Annotated in this window: 21 protein-coding genes; 10 read left to right on the top strand and 11 right to left on the bottom strand. The window is 37.7% G+C overall.

Going from position 1 to position 24,703, the window contains the following annotated elements; genetic code table 11:
• Nucleotides 1–32: 32 nt before the first annotated feature.
• Complete coding sequence (locus BUA97_RS09095; protein WP_072997538.1) at nt 33–1,079, bottom strand: acyltransferase family protein; 1,047 nt, start codon at nt 1,077–1,079, stop codon at nt 33–35.
• 12 nt (nt 1,080–1,091) lie between these two features.
• The gene (locus tag BUA97_RS09090; protein ID WP_072997537.1) at nt 1,092–2,441 is read right to left on the bottom strand and encodes a hypothetical protein; all 1,350 of its coding nucleotides are present in this window, start codon (nt 2,439–2,441) and stop codon (nt 1,092–1,094) included.
• 281 nt (nt 2,442–2,722) lie between these two features.
• On the opposite strand from BUA97_RS09090, the gene BUA97_RS09085 reads away from it, so the two are divergent.
• The 3 genes from BUA97_RS09085 to BUA97_RS09075 all read left to right on the top strand — a co-directional run bounded on the left by BUA97_RS09085 (nt 2,723) and on the right by BUA97_RS09075 (nt 5,505).
• On the top strand, nt 2,723–3,202 hold the full coding sequence (locus BUA97_RS09085; RefSeq protein WP_072997536.1) for a hypothetical protein: 480 nt from the start codon (nt 2,723–2,725) through the stop codon (nt 3,200–3,202).
• 486 nt (nt 3,203–3,688) lie between these two features.
• Nucleotides 3,689–4,870 (top strand): AAA family ATPase, encoded by a 1,182-nt coding sequence (locus BUA97_RS09080; RefSeq protein WP_072997535.1) that lies wholly within the window; start codon nt 3,689–3,691, stop codon nt 4,868–4,870.
• Entirely contained in the window at nt 4,870–5,505 is a 636-nt protein-coding gene (locus tag BUA97_RS09075; RefSeq protein ID WP_072997534.1) for an HNH endonuclease, read from the top strand. Before BUA97_RS09080 ends, BUA97_RS09075 begins: the two co-directional genes overlap by 1 nt.
• Nucleotides 5,506–5,673: 168 nt before the next feature.
• Here the strand turns inward: BUA97_RS09075 and topA are convergent, their stop codons facing one another.
• The 3 genes from topA to BUA97_RS09060 all read right to left on the bottom strand — a co-directional run bounded on the left by topA (nt 5,674) and on the right by BUA97_RS09060 (nt 11,492).
• Entirely contained in the window at nt 5,674–8,232 is a 2,559-nt protein-coding gene (gene topA / locus BUA97_RS09070; protein ID WP_072997533.1) for a type I DNA topoisomerase, read from the bottom strand.
• A 132-nt stretch (nt 8,233–8,364) separates the two neighbouring features.
• On the bottom strand, nt 8,365–10,380 hold the full coding sequence (locus tag BUA97_RS09065) for an FG-GAP-like repeat-containing protein (RefSeq protein ID WP_072997532.1): 2,016 nt from the start codon (nt 10,378–10,380) through the stop codon (nt 8,365–8,367).
• Between the two features lie 11 nt (nt 10,381–10,391).
• Complete coding sequence (locus BUA97_RS09060) at nt 10,392–11,492, bottom strand: hypothetical protein (RefSeq protein ID WP_072997531.1); 1,101 nt, start codon at nt 11,490–11,492, stop codon at nt 10,392–10,394.
• A gap of 114 nt (nt 11,493–11,606) precedes the next feature.
• Between BUA97_RS09060 and ileS the strand changes: the two genes are divergently transcribed.
• From ileS to trpS, 6 genes are all read left to right on the top strand, one after another.
• Nucleotides 11,607–15,179 carry an isoleucine--tRNA ligase gene (gene ileS, locus BUA97_RS09055; protein ID WP_072997530.1) on the top strand — a complete coding sequence of 1,191 codons (3,573 nt, stop codon included), beginning with the start codon at nt 11,607–11,609 and terminating at the stop codon, nt 15,177–15,179.
• A 242-nt stretch (nt 15,180–15,421) separates the two neighbouring features.
• Nucleotides 15,422–15,802, top strand: a complete 381-nt coding sequence (locus BUA97_RS09050; RefSeq protein ID WP_072997529.1) for a TraR/DksA family transcriptional regulator — start codon at nt 15,422–15,424, stop codon at nt 15,800–15,802.
• 80 nt (nt 15,803–15,882) lie between these two features.
• A complete protein-coding gene (locus BUA97_RS09045; RefSeq protein ID WP_072997528.1) occupies nt 15,883–16,125 on the top strand; it encodes a DUF6576 domain-containing protein in 243 nt (80 codons plus the stop codon).
• Between the two features lie 57 nt (nt 16,126–16,182).
• Nucleotides 16,183–16,374: a DUF2683 family protein gene (locus tag BUA97_RS09040; RefSeq protein WP_072997527.1), complete on the top strand. Its 192-nt coding sequence runs from the start codon at nt 16,183–16,185 to the stop codon at nt 16,372–16,374.
• On the top strand, nt 16,374–17,018 hold the full coding sequence (locus BUA97_RS09035; RefSeq protein ID WP_072997526.1) for a lipoprotein signal peptidase: 645 nt from the start codon (nt 16,374–16,376) through the stop codon (nt 17,016–17,018). Before BUA97_RS09040 ends, BUA97_RS09035 begins: the two co-directional genes overlap by 1 nt.
• Nucleotides 17,019–17,244: 226 nt before the next feature.
• Nucleotides 17,245–18,213, top strand: coding sequence for a tryptophan--tRNA ligase (gene trpS / locus BUA97_RS09030; RefSeq protein ID WP_072997525.1), 969 nt, complete (start codon nt 17,245–17,247; stop codon nt 18,211–18,213).
• Between the two features lie 49 nt (nt 18,214–18,262).
• On the opposite strand, the gene BUA97_RS09025 is transcribed toward trpS, so the two are convergent.
• The 6 genes from BUA97_RS09025 to BUA97_RS09005 all read right to left on the bottom strand — a co-directional run bounded on the left by BUA97_RS09025 (nt 18,263) and on the right by BUA97_RS09005 (nt 23,052).
• On the bottom strand, nt 18,263–18,961 hold the full coding sequence (locus tag BUA97_RS09025; RefSeq protein ID WP_072997524.1) for a YjjG family noncanonical pyrimidine nucleotidase: 699 nt from the start codon (nt 18,959–18,961) through the stop codon (nt 18,263–18,265).
• Between the two features lie 76 nt (nt 18,962–19,037).
• Entirely contained in the window at nt 19,038–19,175 is a 138-nt protein-coding gene (locus BUA97_RS17140; protein ID WP_175546188.1) for a hypothetical protein, read from the bottom strand.
• A 47-nt stretch (nt 19,176–19,222) separates the two neighbouring features.
• Nucleotides 19,223–19,813 (bottom strand): RNA polymerase sigma factor, encoded by a 591-nt coding sequence (locus BUA97_RS09020; protein ID WP_072997523.1) that lies wholly within the window; start codon nt 19,811–19,813, stop codon nt 19,223–19,225.
• A gap of 203 nt (nt 19,814–20,016) precedes the next feature.
• Complete coding sequence (locus BUA97_RS09015; protein ID WP_072997522.1) at nt 20,017–20,502, bottom strand: hypothetical protein; 486 nt, start codon at nt 20,500–20,502, stop codon at nt 20,017–20,019.
• Nucleotides 20,503–20,620: 118 nt separating this feature from the next.
• The gene (gene metK, locus BUA97_RS09010) at nt 20,621–21,901 is read right to left on the bottom strand and encodes a methionine adenosyltransferase (protein WP_072997521.1); all 1,281 of its coding nucleotides are present in this window, start codon (nt 21,899–21,901) and stop codon (nt 20,621–20,623) included.
• Nucleotides 21,902–22,098: 197 nt separating this feature from the next.
• Entirely contained in the window at nt 22,099–23,052 is a 954-nt protein-coding gene (locus BUA97_RS09005; protein WP_072997520.1) for a hydrogen peroxide-inducible genes activator, read from the bottom strand.
• Nucleotides 23,053–23,166: 114 nt separating this feature from the next.
• On the opposite strand from BUA97_RS09005, the gene BUA97_RS09000 reads away from it, so the two are divergent.
• A complete protein-coding gene (locus tag BUA97_RS09000) occupies nt 23,167–24,657 on the top strand; it encodes a catalase (RefSeq protein WP_072997519.1) in 1,491 nt (496 codons plus the stop codon).
• Nucleotides 24,658–24,703 lie beyond the last annotated feature (46 nt).

Here is a 24,703-nt window from a genome sequence, read left to right as displayed (position 1 = left end):
CTTATTTTAAAATGTTCTGATGTGTTCATCTCTCATTTCTTTAGCTTATTGACAAGATATAACCTGGCAGGCTCTTCAAAATACCTGAATGCCAGTGAAGCCAAAAGCAGGTTCATTACAAAAAGCAGCGACAGCTCCAGTGAAAAACCAATAAAATCAGGGAGTGCCAAACTTTTCAACAGGCTCTGAAATGGCTTGAAAAGATAAAACGCAGTCAGCTGAAACATATAAAAGGCAAACGAGATATTCCCGAGATACACCATCTTCTTCGTATCAAAAAGCCGGTCAAACCATGTGGGAAATGATAAGGAATAAATAATACCCGCAAAAATAAGCATACTTAATGCGTCTATCTTGTAATCCGTTACAGTAAGGGTTAATAAAGTCAATATACACATAACAAAAATACAGCTTGCCCACTTTTTTGAAATCTGAAAATCAAACCTCAGCAAACCTACAAGAACGCCCAGGAAAAACTCCGGAATGATCCTTTCTAAACCGTTGTAGGTATAAAGATTCAGGTCAAAATTTTCGATCCGAAACCATCTCATAATGAAGAAAAGTACAGCCAGAAAAAGAATGATCCTTCCGATTAGTCTGTTGTATCTGATAAGGAAAGCCGCCGAAACAAATAAGACGAGATAGGCAAACCACTCGTCCGACAGGCTCCAGGAATGTGTATTCCAGCTGAGCGCATCATTGATGTTCCAGGCATGGATCATCAGTAGATTGGAAACGATATGATCAGGTCTTATGATCAGGTCTTTCTGATGAAACCCATACTTGCCGACAATCAGCAGAATGCCAACAATCAAAAAGGTCAGGATCTGAAGCGGATAGATCTTCGCAAAACGTTTCAGCAAAAAGTTATAGTATTTTTTCCAGGTAACTGTTTCCAGGAAAAAGCTTTTGTGATAAGCATAAGTGAGGATAAAGCCGCTCAGGACAAAGAAAATATCCACACCCAGATAGCCTTTGCGCACAAAGAAATTATCAAGTCCGCCGGTATATGCATAGAAATGATAAAGAAACACCCAGAGAGCGGTGTAAAAACGCAGACCCGTCAAATTATTCAGCATAGTTAATCGTGTTTACCAGTAAAAATTCCCGATCATCTGCATCCCAAAGGTCTGAATAAGACAGAGGTAAAACAAAATCCTGAATTGGTCTGAAGAAACATCCTTCAGCAAAATCAAAAAATAAGGCACCAAGAACAGGCAGGCTCTTGCAGTTTCCCCGGTTCCGTAAGCACCTGTCAAAAGCATTGCAGAAATTGCGGAAATTGCTGAGAAAAACAGGATATTGATTTTAGGATTTTCCAAAACTTCCGTCCCCGATTTCTTAGAAAACAATACCGCCAAGAATCCAAAAGACAAAAAGAGCAGGATCTCCGCAACATCTTCCAGCCTGGTCATCAGATAAATAAACGGCTGATGGAATAATCTGAAGCCATCAGGATTTTCAGAACTTGAAGCCAGCAAAAATGTTTCCCACTGGCTGTAGCCTGTAGTTACATAAACAATCAGAAACGAAAGAATAAAAACCGCCGTACACATCAGGCTAAGCCAGACAAAGTTCCACTTTCCTCTCAGTAAGAAATAAAAGCTCAGGCAACCGAGAAATGCAAACAGGAACAATCCGGAAAAGGTTATGAGGTTGGTTAATATTAATCCTAAACTTATGAGCAGGAAGGAAACGGCATCAATTTTATTTTGATTAAAGATCCTTGCAAATCCCAAAAGAAATATCAAAGTCGATGTGAGAACCAGGGCATCAACAGATACCAAAAGATAAATATTTACCGAAGGTATCACCGCAAACAAAAGCAGCATCCACTTTCGTCTGGTTTCTTCAAAACCCAGATAAAAAAGGATTCTGTAGAACAATGGAAAACACAAACAGCCGATGGCGAAGAACACGATTGCCAGGGTTTCGAGATTAGAAATATTCAGAATCCAAAAATGTAACAGCGTCACAAACGGCGGATGCGTTTTCGTATGCAGCTGGAAATGCTCCAGATTTTTGGAGAAATCCCTCAGCCAGATCTGTCCGTCCGTGATGTTGACAGCGTCGGCATAATACTGCCGTCCCTTCAGATAAAACGGCTGCAGGAAGGAGATATCAAAATCACCCTGACTCAGATTTCCCAACAATACCAATGCAATAGCAACCACAAAAAGAAAAAAAACATTGATTTTCTGTGCATACCGGAAACTCAGGATTCCCAAAGCCAGAAACAAAAATGCGAACACAAATCCGCTCCAGAGAAACTGGTTAGGATAGATCACGGAAATCGGGAAAAGGATGCCTGTTCCGGTATAACCGCCCTGGCTCTGATAGTAAAAATTAGCGCCTGCCAGCGAAATCCAGATGGCTATCGTCACAAAAAACGGCAGCCAGGGAAAGCGTTTTACATCTATCCAAAATCGATTTTGTTCCATGCAGAATGTGTTTTTCTTGGTTCAGGCATCAAAAATATTAATAAAACTTTAGATTGTCCGTTAATTTTTTGTGATTGTAGATGTTTTCCTAAAAACGTATTTGCACATTCCACATCTTATCCTGCACTAAAAATCGCAGATCGGTCATATTCAAACGAAGCGCGAATCATAAAAAAAATATAGAACAGAACCTAAGAACATCAAAAATTTAAACAAAATATACCAATAGTATATAAATTTTGATTAATTTTAATCCTACTAATAAATTAAATTCACAAATCATGAGTACAAAAAATCAAATCAGTGTACAGATTCCGCCTGCAGTTCTTGCAGAAGTGACAGAAAAATTACAAGATGTCAAAACCCTACTCGTCCCTTACCTTCAGGCTCTGGCGCCCGGTGAGAAAAAATCCATTTTCAAGATGGGTGACAAGACAGTGGCAACAGTTCAGAAAGTTGAAGATTACACCGAAACTAATCCCGAATTTACGCCCAGCTACATGGACAATCCGGAGTTTGCAAAGGATGTTGCTGTAGTTACAGACCTATCACCGCTCCGCAACCTGTCCCAGCAGTTATTCTCTGATCTGGACGACACCATTACCATTGCGGGAAACGAGGCGCTGCTGGCAGCGCTGCTCTATTACGGCGCCGTGAAAGAAGCCGCATCCAAAGGTGTGGCAACTGCCAAACCGATCTATGAAGACCTCAGCGCAAGATTTACGAAGAGAGGCGCCAAAAAGAAGCCTGATACCCAGTAAAATATCGGTTTGCATCATTCAAACGACTCTTTTGGACTCATCAGCGGGTATAAAAGAGTCGTTTTTGTGTGTAAAAGACTCAATGGTGAGTAAATATACTCGGCGGTGAGTAAAAAAGATTCTCCGAAGAATAAAAAAGACTCGTTTTTGTCTGAATTCAGACGATTGTCATCTGAAAACAGAGGTTGGCGAGATAAATCAGAGGTTGATGGTGTGAAATCATACTTCGGGGAGAGAAAAGAGAGGATGGTGCGAGAAAACTGCGTTTAACTTCCAATATTTTGAGGATAAGCGCAACTGGATATAGTTTATATTGGCAAAATGGGTATATTTGGATGTTGTGTAATATTTATACCAAACATATGATTAATTTTTTTTTATTCAAAAAATTTTGATGGAAACTTAGTAAATATAGATGAACTTATTCCTGAAAAGAATATATTTACGGTTGTAGTAGGAAAAAATGGCTCTGGAAAGAGTACCTTATTGGCAGAGATAACCAAAATAACAACTAATAATCAATTCCATAGTTCAAATAGATTTCCTGAAGAAATAATTGCTGTATCTATAAGTCCTTTTGATAAATTTCAACTAAATAAATTCAATCGAATAAGACGTTATACTTATTTAGGATTGCGAGATATTAATTCTGCCTTTATGGGATTTGGATATCTTTCAAAAATTATTGTTTCACTTGTAGAAAGTATTCTAAAGCAAAATAAACAAGCCTTTGAAATTGGCAATGTCTTAGAATATCTTGGTTATAGAGATAAAATACTTTTACAGTTCAATTTTTCAATGCCCCGAGGAGCAATTGATGAAATCTTGCCAGTAAATACAATATTTGAGCAAGAATTTGATAATAGGGAAAGTTTTTTCTTTAAACGTATAAATAGAAGCTATTTTTTGAATAGTGATGACTCAATCAACGAAAGAAAGCTAAATAGATTAAAGAAACTTCTAAGAGATTTACCACATAAATATTATTTTAATCGCTTCTTTGAATTGCTAATAACTAGATATGGATTTGAATCTATTAAAAATAATGATGATATTGAAGATATATTATTTTTAATAAATGCTGGAGTAATAAAACTTAAAGATGTTCAGTTATTTACTTTTAAATTGAATAATAGTTTTTCAATAAAAGATGCTAGCTCAGGAGAACAGAGTATTATTTTAAGTATTCTAGGCATTGCTAGTAAAATACAGGATAATTCTCTCATTTGTATTGATGAACCTGAAATATGCTTACATCCTGAATGGCAAGAAAAATACATTGAAATTCTTACTCAAACATTTGAGAATTATAAAAATTGTCATTTTATCATTGCAACACATTCACCAATGATTATTTCTAGGCTTCCTTTTTATAATAGTTTTATACTAAATATGGAAAGTAGGTCTGTTCAATCTGCAAAAGATTTTATTAATCATTCTTCCGATTTTCAGCTTGTAAATGTTTTTGATACGCCTGGATATAAAAATGAATATTTATCTAGAATTGCCATAAATACTTTTGCAAAAATATCTAAATACAAAAAATTAGATTCAGAAGATAAAGAGAATATAAGAATAATTGAAAAACAATCTAATTATTTAAAAAGTGATGATCCTGTATATGATCTATATAAAACATTAGTTGAACTTAAAGTTATGTTTAAATAATGGTTCCAATTTCATATTCAGAAGAAAGTAATAAATACATTAAGGAACAATCAGCTGATTTACATAGTTTTGATTGGGATTGTGATGAAAATTTAACATTGCGCTGCGAAATTAGAGAATATTACAGAAGACAACAAAAAGGAATTTGTAGTTATTGTAAACAAGTAGTTTCAATAGTTTATGCAACAAATTGTCATGTTGAACACATTGCACCCAAATCTCTTCATCCTGAATATATATTCGAACCTCAGAATTTATGTGTTATTTGTTCTGAATGCAATCAAATTAAAAGAAATCAAGAAACTATAGGAACAATATCTAATACAATTAGAAAAAAATACAAAAAAAAGTATCCTGACAAGAGTGAAGATTTTTATATTGTCCATCCTCATTTTGACAATTATGACGATCATATTATAATTGTTAACGGCCTTTATATAGACAAGGATTCTGCCAAAGGTAATTTCACAATTGGAGCTTGCAGGTTAAATAGACGATTAGGATTAGTTGGTTGGGAATTAGAAGTAGTTGACGAACCTGATCTTATTAACGATTTCAATAATTTTATTGATGAAAAAAATAGTCTAAAAAAGTACAGCATTTTAGATAAAATAAAGAAAAAATTATTCTTCTAAAGAAACATCACATAGTATTTGTAAAAAGCAAGGCTGAAAACCCGCTACACCCGATGTCGCGGATTTGTAATCAGTGACTGATACAGAAGCACGGATTACAAATCTGCGCTATCCAATTTTAAAAAAAGCACAGACCATAATCTGTGCTTTCATTTTTATTAAATCTAATTACTTTTTCTTTGCAGTTGCTTTTTTCGCCGCAGGCTTTTTAGCAGTAGTTGTTTTCTTTGTAGCTGGTTTCTTTTTCTCGGCAAAAGCTTTCGGATCCTGATCGGTGATCCACTTCTTCACCTCATCCAATGAAACATCTTTCAGATCATCTGCCTCGTATTTAGAATCGTCTTTCTTTTTAGGGATTTTGTAGATGTTCTTTCCGTGTTTCACAATCGGTCCCCATCTAGCATTCTCGATAGAGATCTTTTCTTTTTCCCACTGCTGGATGTATCGGTTGGCTTCTTTCTCCAGTTTGGCATCGATCAGTTCATTGATGTCGTTTTGGGAAAGATGATCGAAGTTATAACGTTTCGGAACATTGATGAAAACACTTTTATATTTGATAAAAGGTCCAAATCTTCCTGTTCCTTTGGTTACAGGTTCGCCTTTATAAGTGGCAATCGGCGCATCGGCTCTTTTCTTTTCGCTGATGATTTCTTCCGCACGGTTCTGATCTACGGACAGCGGATCTTCGCCTTTAGGAATGCTGATATAAGTTTCGCCCCATTTCACATAAGGTCCAAATCTTCCGACACCGACTGAAACCGGCTGTCCGTCAACTTCTTTAAGATCAAAAGGAAGCTTGAACAATTCCAAAGCTTCTTCCAGGGTAATGGTAGAAATATTCTGATTCGCCATCAGCGATGCGAATGTCGGTTTCTCCTCATCATCCTGTTCTCCGATCTGGATCATCGGCCCGAATCTTCCGATTCTTGCATGGACATTCTTACCTGATTTTGGATCAATGCCTAAGATTCTTTCTCCTGTTGCCCGGTCTGCATTTTCCTCTACATCTTCGATCCTTGGATGGAATTTGGAGTAGAAATCCGTCATCATTTCTTTCCACTTCTGATCGCCGTTGGCAATCTCGTCAAAACTTTCTTCTACTCTTGCGGTGAAGCCATAATCGAGTATCTCTGCAAAATTATCAGTAAGGAAATCGTTTACCACTTCGCCAATATCCGTCGGAACGAATTTATTTTTATCTCCGCCGAATTTCTCTTCGAGAACTTCTTTTTTGACGCCGGATTTCCCCAATGTCATTTTTATGATCTCTCTGGTTTGCGGTTCTATTTCTCTTTTGTCAACATATTCACGGTTCTGAATGGTCTGGATGGTTGGTGCATAAGTCGATGGGCGTCCGATTCCCAGTTCTTCCAGTTTCCTGACCAAGCCGGCTTCCGTAAATCTTGCGGGTGGCCTTGTGAATTTTTCTGTTGCAGTAATTGTTTTATAATCCAAAGCCTCTCCAACAGCTACTTTTGGCAACAATTTTTCGTTGTTATCTTCATCGTCATCTTCGGTTTTTACAATTCCATAAGCTTTTAGGAAACCATCGAAAACGATCACTTCTCCCTGTGCTTCAAAATGTTTTGGCAATTTTGCATTCCCGATTTCGATCACTGTTTTCTCAATTTTCGCATTCTCCATTTGAGACGCCAGAGTTCTTCTGTAAATCAATTGATATAATTTATTCAATTGTGCATCACTGATGGATTTTACAGAAAAATCTGTGGGACGGATCGCTTCGTGCGCTTCCTGAGCAGACGACGATTTTGTCGTATAATTTCTTGGTTTAGAATAATTTTGTCCGTATTCTGAAATAATTTGTGCTTTTGCCCCATTGATAGCTTCCTGAGAAAGATTCACGGAATCTGTTCTCATGTAAGTGATAAATCCTTCTTCATAAAGTCGCTGTGCCAAACGCATCGTAGACGTTACGTTATAACCCAATCTGGAGGAAGCTTCCTGTTGCAAAGTCGAAGTCGTAAACGGGGCAGAAGCTGTTCTTGTTCCCGGCTTGGTCTCAACATTCAGCACTTTGAAATCTGCAGTTTTTGCCAATTCCAGGAAATTTTCCGCATCTTTTTCTTTATCGAAATCTTTCTTCAGTTTGGCAGCGATCTCCTGTTTTGAATGATTAAGAAAAACACCTTCCAATTTGAAACTGGGCTTCGGAACGAAACCTCTGATCTCTTTTTCTCTTTCTACAACCAGTCTTACTGCAACTGACTGTACTCGTCCTGCAGACAATCCTGTTTTTACTTTTTTCCAAAGAACCGGAGACATCTCGAAACCAACAATCCTGTCCAAAACACGTCTCGCCTGTTGAGCATTGACCAGATTCTGGTCAATATCCCTAGGATTTTCAATGGCTTTCAGAATGGCATTTTTAGTAATCTCATGAAAAACAATTCTCTTTCTGTTTTCCGGTTTTAATTTTAATTCATCTGCCAGATGCCATGCAATCGCCTCACCTTCGCGGTCCTCATCAGAAGCCAGCCAGACCATATCGGCTTTTTTCACAGCAGCTTTCAGTTCCGTCACAAGTTTCTTTTTGTCCGCAGAAACTTCATAATCGGGTGTAAAACTCGACAAGTCGATTCCCATCCCTTTTTTAGGCAGATCCCTGATGTGTCCGAAGCTGGACTTGACATCGAAATCCGATCCCAAATATTTCTGAATAGTTTTTGCTTTTGCCGGAGACTCGACGATGACTAAATTTTTTGGCATTCTGAAGAATTTTTGCAAAAGTAGGCGTTTTTTATTTTATGATGAAAACTTAGTTTTGAATCTTGAGAAAAGCTTTGTCTCTAACAGCAACAATTATTCAGGCTGATTTTAAAATTTCTTTCGGCCTGAATGTTATTTTTTGATGATCTTCTGAGAATAAGTATTTCCGTTTCTGTCATTGGCAACAATCAAGTAGACTCCTGGCATCAAAGCTTTTACAGAAATTTCATTTTTAATAATTTCTTTCTGTAAAACGAGTTTTCCGTTAAGATCATAAAGTTTTGCTGCAACAGGAGAGAATTCTTTTTTAGATTTAAGCCTGATGATGTCAGTTGCCGGATTCGGATACACACTGAACAATTCGGTTTTATCTGAGGCTTCTGAGATCGCAAGAGTGGAACCTTCTACAACATGCAGTGTTGTACCCGGTGTCACATTATTAACCGTATCCATTTTTCCGGATGGCCATTTTATCACCACTTTATCAATTTTTGTTGCCTGTCCGATTCCGAAATGCGTATTGAGCGTACTCATATTTCCGAAACCAGTTCCGCTTTGCACATCCCTGATTTGTTTTCCCCAGACACCATATATTTCCACCCTTGCGCCGATTCCGTTTCTATTACTTTGAACCCCCTGCAACGTCACTTTCAGCCATTTATTACTATTACCATTATTGATGAGAATTGATTTTCTGTTTTGGATATCGAGAAAGCCATCGTTATTCAGATCTCCGACAGGTCTGCGGTAATTGTCCAGAGCATAAGGGTTGCCATTAGGCGTAAACTTAAAATTACCATCGCCAAACATAATGGTATTTGCGGCTCCTAAAATATCAAGGAATCCGTCATTGTCAAAATCGTACGTTACATATTCCCGGCTCATTTCCATTATATTTTCATAACCTGAGCCTGCAGTCACGTCAGAAAAAGTTCCGTCACCGTTGTTCCTCATCACTTTATTGAGTCCATCCGTATCAGAGTTGATTCCGATCATTACGTCCATCAGCCCATCGTTATTAAAATCTCCCCAGGCTGCCGACCAGCTTTGCGATGCTTCTGCCAGATTAGCTATACCTGCGACATTGGTAAAAGTTCCGTTTCCGTTATTTAAATAAAGTTCATCAATATTTCCTCCGACTCCGGCTCCTCCTTCACCACATTTTGCAATGAACAAATCCAGGTCTCCGTCGTTATCATAATCTGTCCAGGTAGAAGCATAGTTCCCGCCAGATGGGAAATTGCCCAATCCGCCACGGTTATGGTTCATATTGGTTCCGTCATTCATATAATATCTGTTTGGGCCGTTATCATCACATACAAATGCGTCCAGCTTCCCATCATTATTGATGTCTACAAAATTAGTCCGTTGCGTGAGATAGGACTGGGACTTTCTATCAATAGTATACCCTGTCCCCATCATGTTAGCTTTCACAAAGGTAATACCACTCGAAGAGCCATAAATCAGGTCATTGAACCCATTATTATCATAATCCCCTGCAGCAATACTCCATTGAGGCTCTACAAAAGTATTCGGGATGGTATAAGTGAGGTGATCAAATCCGCCTTCCTGTTTTTGTTGCGAAATAATAATTTTAGTTTTATTGACCACAGAAACAATGTCATCCAGATAGTCACCATTCATATCAACAATACAGTTATTGTATTCGCCGGCAACTTCACCTACCAACTGCGAAGTGAATGACAGCCGGTCTTCAACCACCTCCGATTCCGACACCTTGAACTCAAACCCGGCACTGCTCCACTTGTTATCAAACACAATATAATATGTTGTATCCGCAACACCACGGAAGCTTGCCTGTGCAGAATAGCCGGAGTAGTCATCATTGGTTGTAACGCAGTTCAGAACTGCACAATCTCCAGAAAATATCAACACCCTGGTATCATTTGTCTGTCCAGGTATCACTGTAGACACTGTGACATTGACATCCTGAGTAGCCGTGTATTTGTACCACGCACCAGCAGTCCCTATCCCGAAATCAATTCCACAATCCGCAGGAGCTTTGGTTCCTGTGATTCCTGAAACAGTATATGTCCCAGCTGTCACACTAACAGCGTTATTACAAGATGTCTGTGCCAGTCCAAAATTGAGTGTAGCAAGAGAGGAGAAAAGTAAAATTTTCTTCATTTTATGTATTTTTAATTACAAGTTTGATGTAGAGAGCTTATCCATTCCTGTAGCAGTGCTATTCCTTCGTCATGGACAATTGTTCTTCCGAGCAATGGCATTCTGTTGCTTTCATCTACGGATTTCAGCCTGAAATGCATCACGGATTTATTATAATTGCCTGGTGCCACTATTTTTTCTATAGTCGAATTAACCGGTTCGGCAGCGGACAGGCAAACCCCGATATTGGTAAGGTTGGATGTTTGGTTAAAGGCAAGTCTCAAAGCCCGGTAATCGCATCTGGCATTAGCCTGGTGGCAATGCGCACAGTTGATGTCCAGATAAGAACGCAATCTGATCTCAACGGGTTTAGTTGTATCGTGATAATCTACGGTGGAAGCAATAGTGGATGGATAACTGGTGAGATAACCTTCATCTACCCATTTTTGTAACTGATTCTTAATATTGGTTGTAGAATAATTATAAATGGTGTTCAGGTTTTGTGGCTTCGTTCCAATCGGGACAGATTTTCCGTTGACTCTGTGGCAGGCAAAACATTCTGTTTCTGAAGGGATTCTGTAATCTGTATTGATAACTTCGCCGTTGGGTTTTTTAAAAGTAATATTCTGAGAAGTGCCGCTGTTAAAATCTTCTCCGCTTACGAGGTTAGCTTCAGTCTGCGAGTCGTTCCAAATGTATTCTGCAAAAATCCAGCCTGTCGATTTTCTGATCATTAACCTTGTTTCGATAATTTTTGTTGTATTATTCGGCTGGAGAGTTGTGTAATAAAAATTTTTTATCAGCGTCGTTCCCACAGGGAAATCCAACGTTTTTCCATCTTCGTCATAATTTGCTTTCGTACCCTGAGGCATCCAAACAAATCTTTTTTTCGAGGCATAATCGGTAAACAAAGAACTGGCGGGCTCATAAGGTAAAACTTTCGCAACTGGTGTCAGATCTTTCAAATCGCCTTTAAAAAAGGAATAATCCGATAATTTGGCATACGGAACAGTGTTGATATCAAATTTTACGGTTTGCTCAGGAATTGACGATTCAACAACATCGCCATCATCTTTACATGAAAACAACAATAAAAACAGCAATAAAGAGTACAGGTAATAGTTTTTTTTCATATTTTCATTTTAATCCACAACGAATATAAATAATTAATCCTATTCCTCAAGTTTTTTAAAACACAAAATTCACTAAATTTGCGAACTTAATTAATTGCTGACACTCAGATTAAAATGAATAAGTTCAAAGAATATAAAAATCTCAGCCTCACAGAAACTGCAAAAAATGTTGCAGAATTTTGGAAAGAAAACGAAACTTTCAAAAAATCCGTGGAAATCCGTGAAGGACAGCCGGAATTTGTTTTTTATGAAGGACCGCCTTCCGCCAACGGAATGCCGGGAATTCACCACGTTATGGCAAGAGCGATTAAGGATATTTTTTGCCGTTTTCAAACGCAGAATGGAAAACAGGTTTTCAGAAAAGCAGGTTGGGACACGCACGGACTTCCTGTAGAGCTGGGTGTTGAGAAAGAATTGGGAATCACCAAAGAAGATATCGGCAAAAAAATCACGGTCGAAGAATACAATGAAGCTTGTAAAAACGCCGTGATGCGCTACACTGATGTCTGGAATGATATGACCGAGAAAATCGGGTATTGGGTAGATATGGAAAATCCGTACATCACCTACAAACCAAAATATATGGAATCGGTTTGGTGGCTTTTGAAGCAAATCTACAACAAAGGTCTGATTTATAAAGGCTACACCATCCAGCCTTATTCTCCGAAAGCGGGAACGGGATTATCTTCACACGAAGTGAATCAGCCCGGAGCTTACCGTGATGTGACCGATACAACGGTTGTTGCACAATTCAAGACTTTACCGGAGACTTTGCCTTCATTTTTACAAGATTTTGGTGATGTTCACATCTTAGCGTGGACGACGACGCCGTGGACTTTGCCTTCCAACACGGCTTTGACGGTTGGTCCAAAAATCGATTATGTTTTAGTTAAGACTTTCAATCAATATACATTTGAACCGATTAATATTGTTTTAGCAAAACCTTTAGTTGGAAAACAATTCGGTAAGAAATTCGTAGAAGGAACGGAAGAAGATTTCGCCAATTATACTTCAGAAAGCAAAACCATTCCTTATCAAATCTTAGCCGAATTCAAAGGTGCTGATTTGGTTGGAATTAAATATGAGCAACTTTTAGATTACGTTACACCTTATCAAAATCCTGAAAATGCCTTCCGGGTGATTGCCGGAGATTTTGTGACAACGGAAGACGGAACAGGAATCGTACATACGGCTCCGACTTTCGGTGCAGATGATGCGAAAGTGGCAAAAGAAGCGTCACCGGAAGTTCCGCCAATGTTGGTTTTGGATGACAATGGAAATCCTGTTCCTCTGGTAGATTTGCAAGGCCGATTCTTATCTGTTGTGAAAGACGAAACTTACGGATTCGCAAATGAATACGTGAAGTCTGAATATCTTAATGAAGCAGAAAAAGCAACAGAATTCAATATTCAGAAAGAAAATTTAAAATCAATCATCGCAGATTTGAAAGTTTATTTATCTGTTGATGAGAGAATTGCACTTAAACTAAGAAAAGAAAACAAAGCCTTCAAGGTTGAGAAATATGTTCACAACTATCCGCACAGCTGGAGAACGGATGAGCCACTTTTATATTATCCACTCGATTCCTGGTTCATCAAAGTAACCGATGTGAAAGACAGAATGTTCGATTTGAACGAAACCATCAACTGGAAACCAAAATCCACAGGGGAAGGTCGTTTCGGAAACTGGCTGAAAAACGCCAACGACTGGAATCTTTCCCGCTCAAGATATTGGGGAATTCCGTTGCCGATCTGGAGAACCGAGGATAAAAAAGAGGAAATAATCATTGGTTCTGTAGAAGAACTTTACTTAGCGATTGAGGAATCAATTAAAAAAGGGATGATGTCCCAGAATCCTTTCAAAGATTTCGAAATCGGAAATATGTCCGAAGAAAACTACGCAAAAGTAGATCTTCACAAAAACATTGTGGATCAGATTATTTTGGTTTCAGAATCAGGAAAACCAATGAAGCGTGAAAGCGATCTGATAGATGTTTGGTTTGATTCCGGAGCGATGCCTTATGCACAGTTGCATTATCCGTTTGAAAACAAAGAGCTAATTGACAATAATAAAGCATTTCCGGCAGATTTTATCGCAGAAGGTGTAGATCAGACGCGTGGCTGGTTTTATACGCTTCACGCTATTGCAACAACGGTTTTTGATTCTGTAGCTTATAAAAATGTAATGAGCAACGGACTTGTTTTGGATAAAAACGGTGTGAAAATGTCGAAATCCAAAGGCAATACTATTGATCCGTTTGAAACCATTTCAACTTACGGGCCGGATGCTACGCGCTGGTATATGATTTCCAATGCGAATCCTTGGGAAAATTTAAAATTTGATATTGAAGGCATAGATGAAGTACGCAGAAAATTCTTCGGAACTTTATACAATACTTATTCATTCTTCGCTTTGTATGCCAATGTTGACGGATTTAATTATACTGAAAAAGAAATAGAGAACAGACCGGAAATTGACCGTTGGATTTTATCGGAATTGAATCTTCTGATCAAAGACGTCAAGGCATTATACGAAGATTACGAACCGACGAGAGTGGCGAGAGAAATCAGCACTTTTGTGAATGATAATCTATCCAACTGGTATGTAAGATTATGCAGAAGACGTTTCTGGAAAGGCGACTACAGCGATGACAAGATCTCTGCTTACCAGACGTTATACACCTGTCTTGAGACGGTTGCAAAACTTTCTGCACCCATTGCACCATTCTTTATGGATCAATTGTTTCAGGATTTGAATAACGTAACCGGAAGGGATTCTGTAAATTCTATTCACCTGACAGATTTCCCTGTTGCAGATGAAAATCTGATCGATACAGATCTGGTTGAAAAAACGCATTTGGCTCAAACGATCACGAGTATGGTTTTCTCTCTGAGAAAAAAAGAAAATGTGAAGGTTCGCCAGCCACTCCAAAAAGTGTTGATTCCTGTTTTGGATAAGAAAACCGAAGAGCAGATTTTAGCAGTTTCAGAACTGATCAAGCAGGAAGTTAATGTTAAGGAATTACAACTCATTAACGCGGAAGAAGCATCGCATTTGATTGTAAAACAGATCAAACCGAATTTCAAAACATTGGGTGCGAGATTAGGAAAAGATATGAAAACAGTTGCCGGAGCGATTTCAAATTTCTCAGGTGAGCAAATTGCTGAACTGGAGAAAACCGGAAAATCAAATATCTCAGGATATGAGATTATGATTAATGATGTCGAAATTTCCACTAAAGACATCCCTGGATGGACTGTTGCAAGCGAAGGAAAAATGACTGTGGCATTAGATTTGACACTGACGGATGAATTGAAGGCGGAAGGTGTCGCAAGAGAATTCATCAACAGAATTCAGAATCTGAGAAAAGACAAAAATTTTGAATTAACTGACAGAATTATCATACAAATTGCGGGTGCAAATGAACTTTTGATTGAAGAATGGGAAAGCTGTGGAAATATTCAGAATATAGACAAGGATAAATTAAAATTATTTGGCATCAACGCAGATGATGATTTGGACGAATTGAATGATAAACTACAATATTTTCTAGCAATATATAAAAATGAGCAATATATTTCTTCGGAAGTATTGTCGGATAAAATAGAATTTGTAAATTCACTCCCGAATTTCGATGAAATAGAGATAGATGAAGAAAAATTCAAAGTAAAAATTGAGAAAATATAATCCATATTACTTTTTTATTAAGGATTTGTAAATTGAAGTTTTTAACTGGGTTATTTTCAATATTTATCTTTATTCTTGTCACCTGAAAAAAAATGCGTGAGCGATGGTAGCGGATATCCTTTTTGTTTTTCCGGAAAAACAAAAAGATAGAAGCGGACGTAGCGACCCGGGCTGCTGGAATAGCGAGGCGAGGGACACGCCCAAATACAAAAATAAAAGTTGAACTATTAAAATGCTGGAAAATGGCTGACGAAAAACTACGATATAGCGACGCTGAGTTGCAAGAATTCAAAAAATTAATTCAAGATAAAATCGCAAAAGCTGAAAACGACCTTGGTCTTATAAAAGAAAGCTTCATTAATAATCAAAATAACGGAACAGACGATACATCACCGACTTTCAAAGCTTTTGAAGAAGGTGCGGAAACGCTTAGCAAAGAGCAAAATGCTATTCTGGCATCAAGACAGGAAAAATTTGTTCGCGATCTGAAGCATGCTTTGATCCGTATCGAAAATAAAACCTATGGTATCTGCAGGGTAACCGGAAAGTTGATCCCAAAAGAGAGACTGCAGGCTGTTCCTCACGCTACGCTTAGCATCGAGGCTAAGAATATGCAGAGATAACTTATTGATTACCAAATTACAAAGTCCGAATTTCTGATTATTAAAAATTGGAAATTGGGACTTTTTGCTTATTATAAATAATGATATTTTTAATTATTGTAATTTTTGCCGTTTTAATTGGTTTTCTACTGACTAGAAACAAATCTGTTAGGAAAATTTTCAAACCTGATCAAAAATATTATACTATCGATGACGAGTATAATGCAAAACGCAAAGAACGACAGGATGAGATTGACCAGCTGCTGAGCAAAATCGGTAAAAACGGACTGAAAGACCTGACGGAAAAAGAACGTAAAAGACTGGACGAATTGTCTAAGAAGTAAGTAATTTAATTACATTTGCAAAAATTTTCCTTAAAGAAAATTAATTAAAACAAAAAAATGGAATCTATCATTGTACATCCGAAAAACTCTATGGAACTGACAGCACTGAAAAGCGTACTGAAGGAAATGGGCATCGAGTTTGAAAAATTTCACGCCAGAAATCATTTTCATAATCAGAAAACCGTAAAGAAAATCAACGACAGAAACGAGAAAAAATTTCCAAAACCTAATAAACCTAAAGGATTGTAATGAAAAAAATTATCCTTATCACTTTTCTTATCTTATTATTAGATCAGTTTTCCAAAATCTACATCAAGACACATTTTTTTCTTGGTGAGAGCATCAACGTGTTTGGGTTAAACTGGTTTAAGCTAACGTTTGTAGAAAATCCTGGAATGGCTTACGGCCTGCATTTTGGCGGACTCTGGGGGAAATACATGCTGATTATTCTAAGAATTGTTCTGGCAATCGGGATGGTGATGCTGTTCAAAAAATGGCTGAAGGAAGGCGCTTCCAATTATCTCATCATTCCAATGGCAATGATTTTTGCCGGCGCAATCGGGAATGTTTTTGACGGGATTTTTTATGGTATCATTTTCGACAGCGGAACGTTTTATGATGCTGAATCCGGAAGATGGATCGACTATGGCGGGATTTCCAGACTGACGCAATTCGGCCACGGTTATTCGGATCTGATGAAAGGCTGCGTGGTCGACATGCTGCATTTCCCGTTGGTAGATACAACCTGGCCAGACTGGGTTCCTGTTTTGGGCGGCAACAGAATAGAGTTCTTTAAATATATTTTCAATGTTGCTGACAGTTCGATAACGCTTGGTGCATTATTTCTTTATATCTTTAGAAAAAAAGCTTTTCCGAACGGATTGGATTTTTAAATTATGAAATTATCAAAAATAAAAAGGACTGATTTTCTGTGGATATCAGTCCTTTTTTGTTTTACATTTAATATTGTTGAAAATTAGACGAGGATAAACTTTTTAAAGTTTTTTCTAAGATTGAAAATTCAATAAACCAAGTTTCAATGATACACCTTTGATTCCAATCTTAACTTTTGTATTTTTACAAAATGAAATTTTTCTAAAATCTAAAATCTAAATATTAATGTCCAGAATCCTGACCGGAATACAAGCCACCGGAACACCGCATCTCGGAAATCTTTTGGGAGCCATCATTCCCGCCATCGAGTTATCAAAAAAAACTGAGAACGAATCGTTTTTGTTCATAGCGAATCTACATTCTCTGACGCAAATCAAAGATGCGAAAGAACTGAAACAAAACACTTATGAGATTGCCGCAGCCTGGCTTGCCTGTGGACTGGACACGGAGAAAACTTATTTCTACAGACAAAGCGATATACCGGAAACCTGCGAGTTATCCTGGCATTTGTCGTGCTTTTTTCCTTACCAAAGATTGACTTTAGCGCATTCTTTCAAAGATAAAGCAGACCGTCTGCAAGATGTGAACGCCGGATTGTTTACTTATCCGATTTTAATGGCTGCAGATATTTTGTTGTACGATGCGGAAATTGTTCCTGTTGGAAAAGATCAACTGCAGCATTTGGAAATTGCACGTGACGTTGCCTCAAGATTCAATAATCAAATGGGCGAAGTTTTTGTTTTGCCAAAGGCTGAGCTGGAGGAAAATACCAAATATGTTCCCGGAACTGACGGACAAAAAATGTCAAAATCCAGAGGGAATATTATCAATGTTTTCCTGCCAGAAAAAGAACTGAAAAAGCAGGTAATGTCCATAGAAACCGATTCTACACCGCTTGAAGAACCTAAAAATCCTGAAACTGATAAGGTATTTGCCATTTATCAACTGATCGCAACTCCGGAACAAACTGAGGAATTGAGAACGAAATATCTTGCTGGCAATTACGGTTACGGCCACGCCAAAAAAGAACTATTAGATTTGATCCTGACGAAGTTTGCAAAGGAAAGAGAAAACTTTAATTATTACATGAACAATCTGAATGAGCTTGAAGCAAAGCTTCAGGAAGGTGCAGAAAAGACTAGAGTCATCGCTAATCAAACAATCAAAAGAGTGAGAGAAAGTTTGGGAATTTAATCCAAAATAAAAGACTAAAAATATGCCTTTCAGTTATGAAAGGCATTTCTTATAAATATTGTTTTACTTCCGACAAATGTTTGATGAATTTCAATCCGACTTCCTGCGGATTTTCATCCAATACATCAAAGAAAATCACATCGATTCCGAAATTCTGAGCACCTTTTACATCAGCAATCCAATCATCTCCGATTAAGATACTTTCAGATTTATCCGCTTTGGCAATGCCCAAAGAATATTCGAAAATCTCCGGTCTTGGTTTTCTGATATTGACAGAATCTGCACTGGTAATCGTTTCAAAAAAACCGGAAATCCCTGACAAAATACATTTCCTTTCCGTCACTTCCTGGAAGCCATTGGAAATAATGTGCATTTTGTAATCTTTGGATTTCAAATAATTCAACAAATCGATAGCGCCAGCAACTAACTCATTATAATTAAGTATCTCATCCAGAAAATGATGTTCAAAATAGTCAGCAAGCGTTGCATCATCTACACCAAACTTTAAGAATGTGTCATAGAAACGGTGCTTCCTGAGATAATCTTTATCAATCTCACCATCTCGGATCTGTTCCCAAAGTCTTTCGTTAATGATATGATATGCGGAATGAAACTCCTCAAAATCGATCCGATACTGTGTTGCAATTTGCTGTTTTGAAAATAAATCTCTGATGGTTAGGTATGCATTCTTGCGGTGATCCCAAAGTGTATTGTCCAGGTCAAAAAAAATGTGCCTTATATTTTTCATAAGGCACAAATCTAATCAAATTTTTAATCCACGTAGGAAAGCTCAGTCATAAAATCAATTATTTAATCTAAAAAAATTAGTTCTTAGAAACCAAAATCGTTTTTTTCATCTTAGTTTTCATCGGCTGAAGATTTTTGGAATAGTTCAGCAAAAAATCGATTATTTCTTGTTTAGGAGCCAAAGCTTTTTTTGTTAAAGTGTCGTTTTTTTTCATAGGCAAAAACTTTACAACAATAACGCCAAAAAAAAATCTTTATTATATTACTTCGTTAAAATTATTCTATGCTCCTCCATTATTTTTCTAAGATTGATCAACGCATATCTCACCCGTCCAAGCGTGGTATTGATGCTTGTATCGGTATGATCGGCTATTTCTTTGAAGCTGAGACCGTCAAAAAATCTTAGTTTGATGACTTCCTGCTGGTTTTCCGGCAACATAACCAGCATTTTTAGAAGATCCTCATTGATCTGGTTTGCAATCAGTCTGTCTTCGATATTATTTTCCGGCTCTTTGATGATATCAAAAATTGAAAATTCTTCATTCTCGAAAGACGTTTCCGATATCTTGATATTTTTGGACTGCAGGCGAAAGTGATCGATGATAAGATTATGCGCAATACGTTTGGCCCAGAGAATAAATTTGTTTTCCTCTTTGTAGCGTCCTTCTTTCAGGGTGACAATGATCTTAATAAATGTGTCCTGAAAGATATCATTGGCCAGGTCTTCATCCATCAGCTTATAAAAGATGAATGTGAAAAGATCTTTTTTGTGTCGGTTGATTAGTGTAGAAAGGGCCTTCTCATCACCATTCTGATATTGCAAAATGAGTTTGCTATCGGTGTGCGTTTTCATAACTTTACTCTTACTTTTTTGAACCAAGACGTCAGTTAGTTACTTTTGTAACTAATTTACAGTGTCGATTCTGTTATTATTTTTTTTAAGAGTAGATTTTTTCTATACGCAATTTTTAGGTCTGTAAAAATAATAAAAAAGACTAAACAAAACGTTAATAAAACGTTAAACTTTAGTTTTTATTTAATTTGATTCAAAAAAAACTATTTTGTTAAATCATTAATGAGGACAATTGGAATATTTATTGTGAAATTGACATTGAAACCTTTCAGTTCTTTTTCTTTGATCCCATTTTTATCAAGTGAAAATCCGTAGCCTCCCATCAGGTCTACAATACCAAAAAGGCTGAATCCGACTTTGGGCGCAATATATTTGGTAGTAACTTCCGCTCCAGCCACGAAATAATAAGAATGATAGACATCTACATTTTTTTCAAAATTGAGAAGAAAATCCGCCTGTAACTTTGGCATTATTGCCCATTTATTATTGACAGAACCCATCAATGCAGAAAGGCCTGTCCGAAAAATGACATCATCATTTTTTAGAAAAAGTAACTTTCCTCCCACTTCTCCAAAACTCTGATTCTGATAAGCATAGCCAACCGACACTAACTTATGAACTGTAACCTGGGATTTTGCGAAACTACAAAATGTAAAAAATAAAATGACAGAATATATAATTGATTTCATTGACTTAATTTATTTCAATTCACAAAAGTAGCAAAAGTGATGCTTGAAATGATTACAAAATAAAAAAACTGCTTTATCAAAGACAAAGCAGTTTCAAGATTTCTAAAAAATTCTGGTTTTACAGCCCGAATTCTTTTCTGATATCCTCTACCCGATCCAGTTTCTCCCAAGTGAAGAATTCAAGATCTTTCAGAGTTAATTCGTTTTTCTGTCCTTTGTTAAAGGTTTTATCGCCCACATAATAATCTTTTCCCATATGTCCGTAAGCCGCAGTTTCTATATAAATAGGATTTCTAAGTTTAAGATTTTTCTCTACAGCATAAGGTCTTAGGTCAAATAATTCCTGAACTTTCTTCGCCAATTCGCCATCATTAATTCCCAGCTTCGATGTTCCGTAAGTATTAATATAAAGTCCGCAAGGTTCTGCTACTCCAATAGCATAAGAAACCTGAACCAAAACCTCATCGGCAACACCCGCAGCGACAAGATTTTTCGCAATATGTCTGGTTGCATAAGCTGCACTTCTGTCAACTTTTGAAGGGTCTTTCCCGGAAAAAGCACCACCACCGTGTGCACCTTTCCCACCATAAGTATCTACGATGATTTTTCTCCCTGTGAGACCTGTATCACCATGAGGGCCACCAATTACAAACTTCCCGGTCGGGTTGATATGGTACTTGATATCACCATCAAAAAGCTCCTGGATTTCAGGCTTCTGAGCAGCCTTCACTTTCGGAATTAATATTTCGATAATATCTTTTTTGATTTTAGCAAGCATCGCTTCTTCGCTCCCAAAATCATCATGCTGAGTAGAAACTACGATACTGTCGATCCTAATTGGTTTATGATCATCAGAATACTCGATAGTTACCTGAGACTTGGCATCGGGACGAAGATAAGGTATGGCATTGCCTTCTCTTCTCAGATTGGCCAGTTCCTTAAGAATCTGATGTGCAAGATCCAACGCAAGCGGCATATAATTTTCGGTCTCGTTGGTGGCATAGCCAAACATCATTCCCTGATCACCTGCACCCTGCGCATTGGCTCGGGTTTCAAAATCCGTTTCATCCAGCGTTCTGTCAACACCTTGGTTGATATCCGGAGATTGCTCGTGGATTGCTGAGATCACACCGCAGGAATCACCGTTGAACATGTATTCGCTTTTGGTGTAACCAATTTTATTGATCACCTCTCTTGCAATGTGCTGAACGTCCAGGTATGCTTCTGATTTTACTTCACCAGCCAAAACGACCTGACCTGTTGTAACCAGTGTTTCGCAGGCTACCTTTGAATTTTTGTCATATGCTAAGAAATGATCGATAAGCGCATCAGAAATCTGATCCGCAATTTTATCCGGGTGTCCTTCTGAAACTGATTCGGACGTAAATAAATAAGACATATTATTCCTTTTATATTTTTAATTTTTGAGGCTGAAAAATACGGATTGCAAAAGGAACTAAAAAAGAAAATTCTGTTTTAGCATTTTTTATTGAGGTTGCAATCAGTCAAAGTTCTCCTCCGTTATTCAAAATCGACCGCAAAAATACATACAAAAATTCAGATTTCAAAATCAATTCCTACTAAACGGATATGAATTTACTCAGGTTTAATACTAACGTAATTTTCAGAATCTTTGTAGTAATTAAGTCGTTTTTCCATAGAAACACGGATCTCAGAAATCAACTCATCAATAATTTTCTGTTTGTAAGTTGGCTTGTAGTAAATCAGGCTGATTTCTCGGTAGGGAAAAGGCTTGATAAATCTCGAGACTTTTTTCTTTTGTTCAACTGCAAGCTGCTCAACTCCCATTTCGGGAAGGATCGTGATTCCGCCTACTTTATCCACCATCTGGATTAGTGTATTGATATTAGAAGCCAAAAACTCCAGATTACCGGGTTTCAAAGAATTTTCTTTCAGATGACAGATATTCTCGAATTGGGTTCTCAGACAATTACCTTCTTCTAACAGCCACACTTTGTCTACATCAATATCTTCAGGAACTACAAAACAATCTTTTTTTGCACCTTCGGAATCATTAGCGGAATAAAGCATTAACTCTTCATTAAAAAGAAAATCCTGATAAAACTCGTCTGCCGCAGCATAAGGCGTGGAAATAATTCCCGCATCTAATTCTCCAGATTTTAAGGATTTGATGATACTTTCTGTGGTCATTTCCTTGATATTCAGATCAATCTGAGGGTTTTTATTAAGGAAAGAAAAAATTTCATTCGGCAATATATAACTTGAAACTGTCGGAATAATCCCAAGATTTAGTTTTCCTGCCAGAATATTATTCAGAAAATTGGCTTTGTTCTTGAGTTCCATCACGGAATCGATTACTTTCTGGGCTTCCTTGATGATCTCTGCGCCGGCATCCGTAGTTCTGATGGGATGCGTAGTTCTGTCAAAAATCTTGACATCCAGCTCATCTTCGAACTTCTGAATCATAGCGCTCAAAGTTGGCTGGGTAATAAAACAGGCTTGTGCAGCTTTTCCAAAATGTTTATATTTATCTACTGCAATCAGATATTCGAGCTGTTGTATATTCACGACTTTGTAATTAATTTTATCTATTACAAATATAATTATTAATTTGTTTCATAAATAGCTTTTTTTATCGAATTTAGCATAATCAACAATGAATTAAATCATAAAATCTAAAATATGGAAAACAGAAAAAAACTCACAAACGCCGTTGGCTCACCTTATTATGAGCATCAGGATTCTCAAACTGTTGGACCGAGAGGCCCGGTTTTGTTACAGGATTTTATTCTACAGGAAAACCTTGCTCATTTTGTCAGAGAAAGAATTCCTGAGAGAATTGTACACGCCAAAGGTTCCGGCGCATATGGTACTTTTACCGTGACGCACGACATCAGCCAATACACCAGGGCAAAACTGTTTTCCAAAGTAGGCAATTCCTGCAGAATGTTCGCAAGATTCTCAACAGTGGGTGGAGAAATGGGAAGTGCTGACACAGAAAGAGATCCTAGAGGTTTTGCTTTAAAATTCTACACCGAAGACGGAAACTGGGATCTGGTGGGGAATAACACGCCTGTTTTCTTTATTAAAGATGCTAAAAAATTCCCGGATTTTATTCACACTCAGAAACGTGTCCCGAAAACCAACCTGAAAAGCAAAACAATGATGTGGGATTTTTGGTCACTCAATCCGGAATCACTACATCAGGTTCTGATTCTGATGTCGGACAGAGGAACGCCTCACGGATACAGACATATGCACGGATTCGGATCTCATACTTTTTCTATGATTAATGATAAAAATGAGAGAACCTGGGTTAAGTTTCATTTCAAAACACAGCAAGGCATCAAGAATTTTTCAGATGCAGATGCAACCAAAATGAAAGGTGAAAATCCGGATTTTGCTCAGGAAGATCTAGTCAATGAAATTGAAGCCGGAAATTTCCCAAAATGGAAACTGTACATCCAGACAATGACCGAACAGCAAGCCAAAGAGTGGCGCTGGAATCCTTTTGATGTAACAAAAGTCTGGTTTCAGGACGAATTCCCGTTGCAGGAAGTCGGTGTAATGGAACTGAATGAAATACCGAGAAACTATTTTGTGCACGTTGAACAATCTGCTTTTGCGCCAAGCCATTTGGTTGATGGCATCAGTTTTTCTCCGGACAAGATGCTTCAGGGCAGATTATTTTCTTATGCCGATGCGCACAGATACAGAGTCGGAGTCAATTCTCATCAGCTGGAAGTGAACAGATGTCCGTTTGCCGTAGACAATTTCCAAAGAGGCGGCGCTATGGCAGATGATTCCAATTATGGTGACAAACCAAATTATTATCCAAACAGCTTCAGTGATATAGAGCCGGACAGCTCATACAAATCCTTAGAATATGATCTGGACAACACACACGTTGCCAATTATGACAGAAATCAAAATGATGATGACCATTACACACAGCCGGGATTGTTTTATACAAAAGCTCTGAATCAGGAAGCCAGAACAGCTTTAGTGAATAATATCGTGGGACATATGAGCGGCATAGACGGACCAAAACGAGATGAGATTATCAACCGCCAGCTTTGTCATTTCTTCCGTGCGAATATAGAATTAGGAATGAGAGTGGCGCAGGGATTGGGCGTTAATATTGATGCCAATGCAATGAATCACACCAAGTAACAAAGACCTTAATATTCCTGAAACGCTGCCTCACTTATTGAAGCAG

The sequence above is a fragment of the Epilithonimonas mollis genome (assembly GCF_900142325.1).
GTDB classification, from domain to species: domain Bacteria; phylum Bacteroidota; class Bacteroidia; order Flavobacteriales; family Weeksellaceae; genus Epilithonimonas; species Epilithonimonas mollis.
The sequence above is the reverse complement of the archived record's forward strand: the minus strand, read 5'-3'. Positions and strand labels throughout refer to the sequence as shown.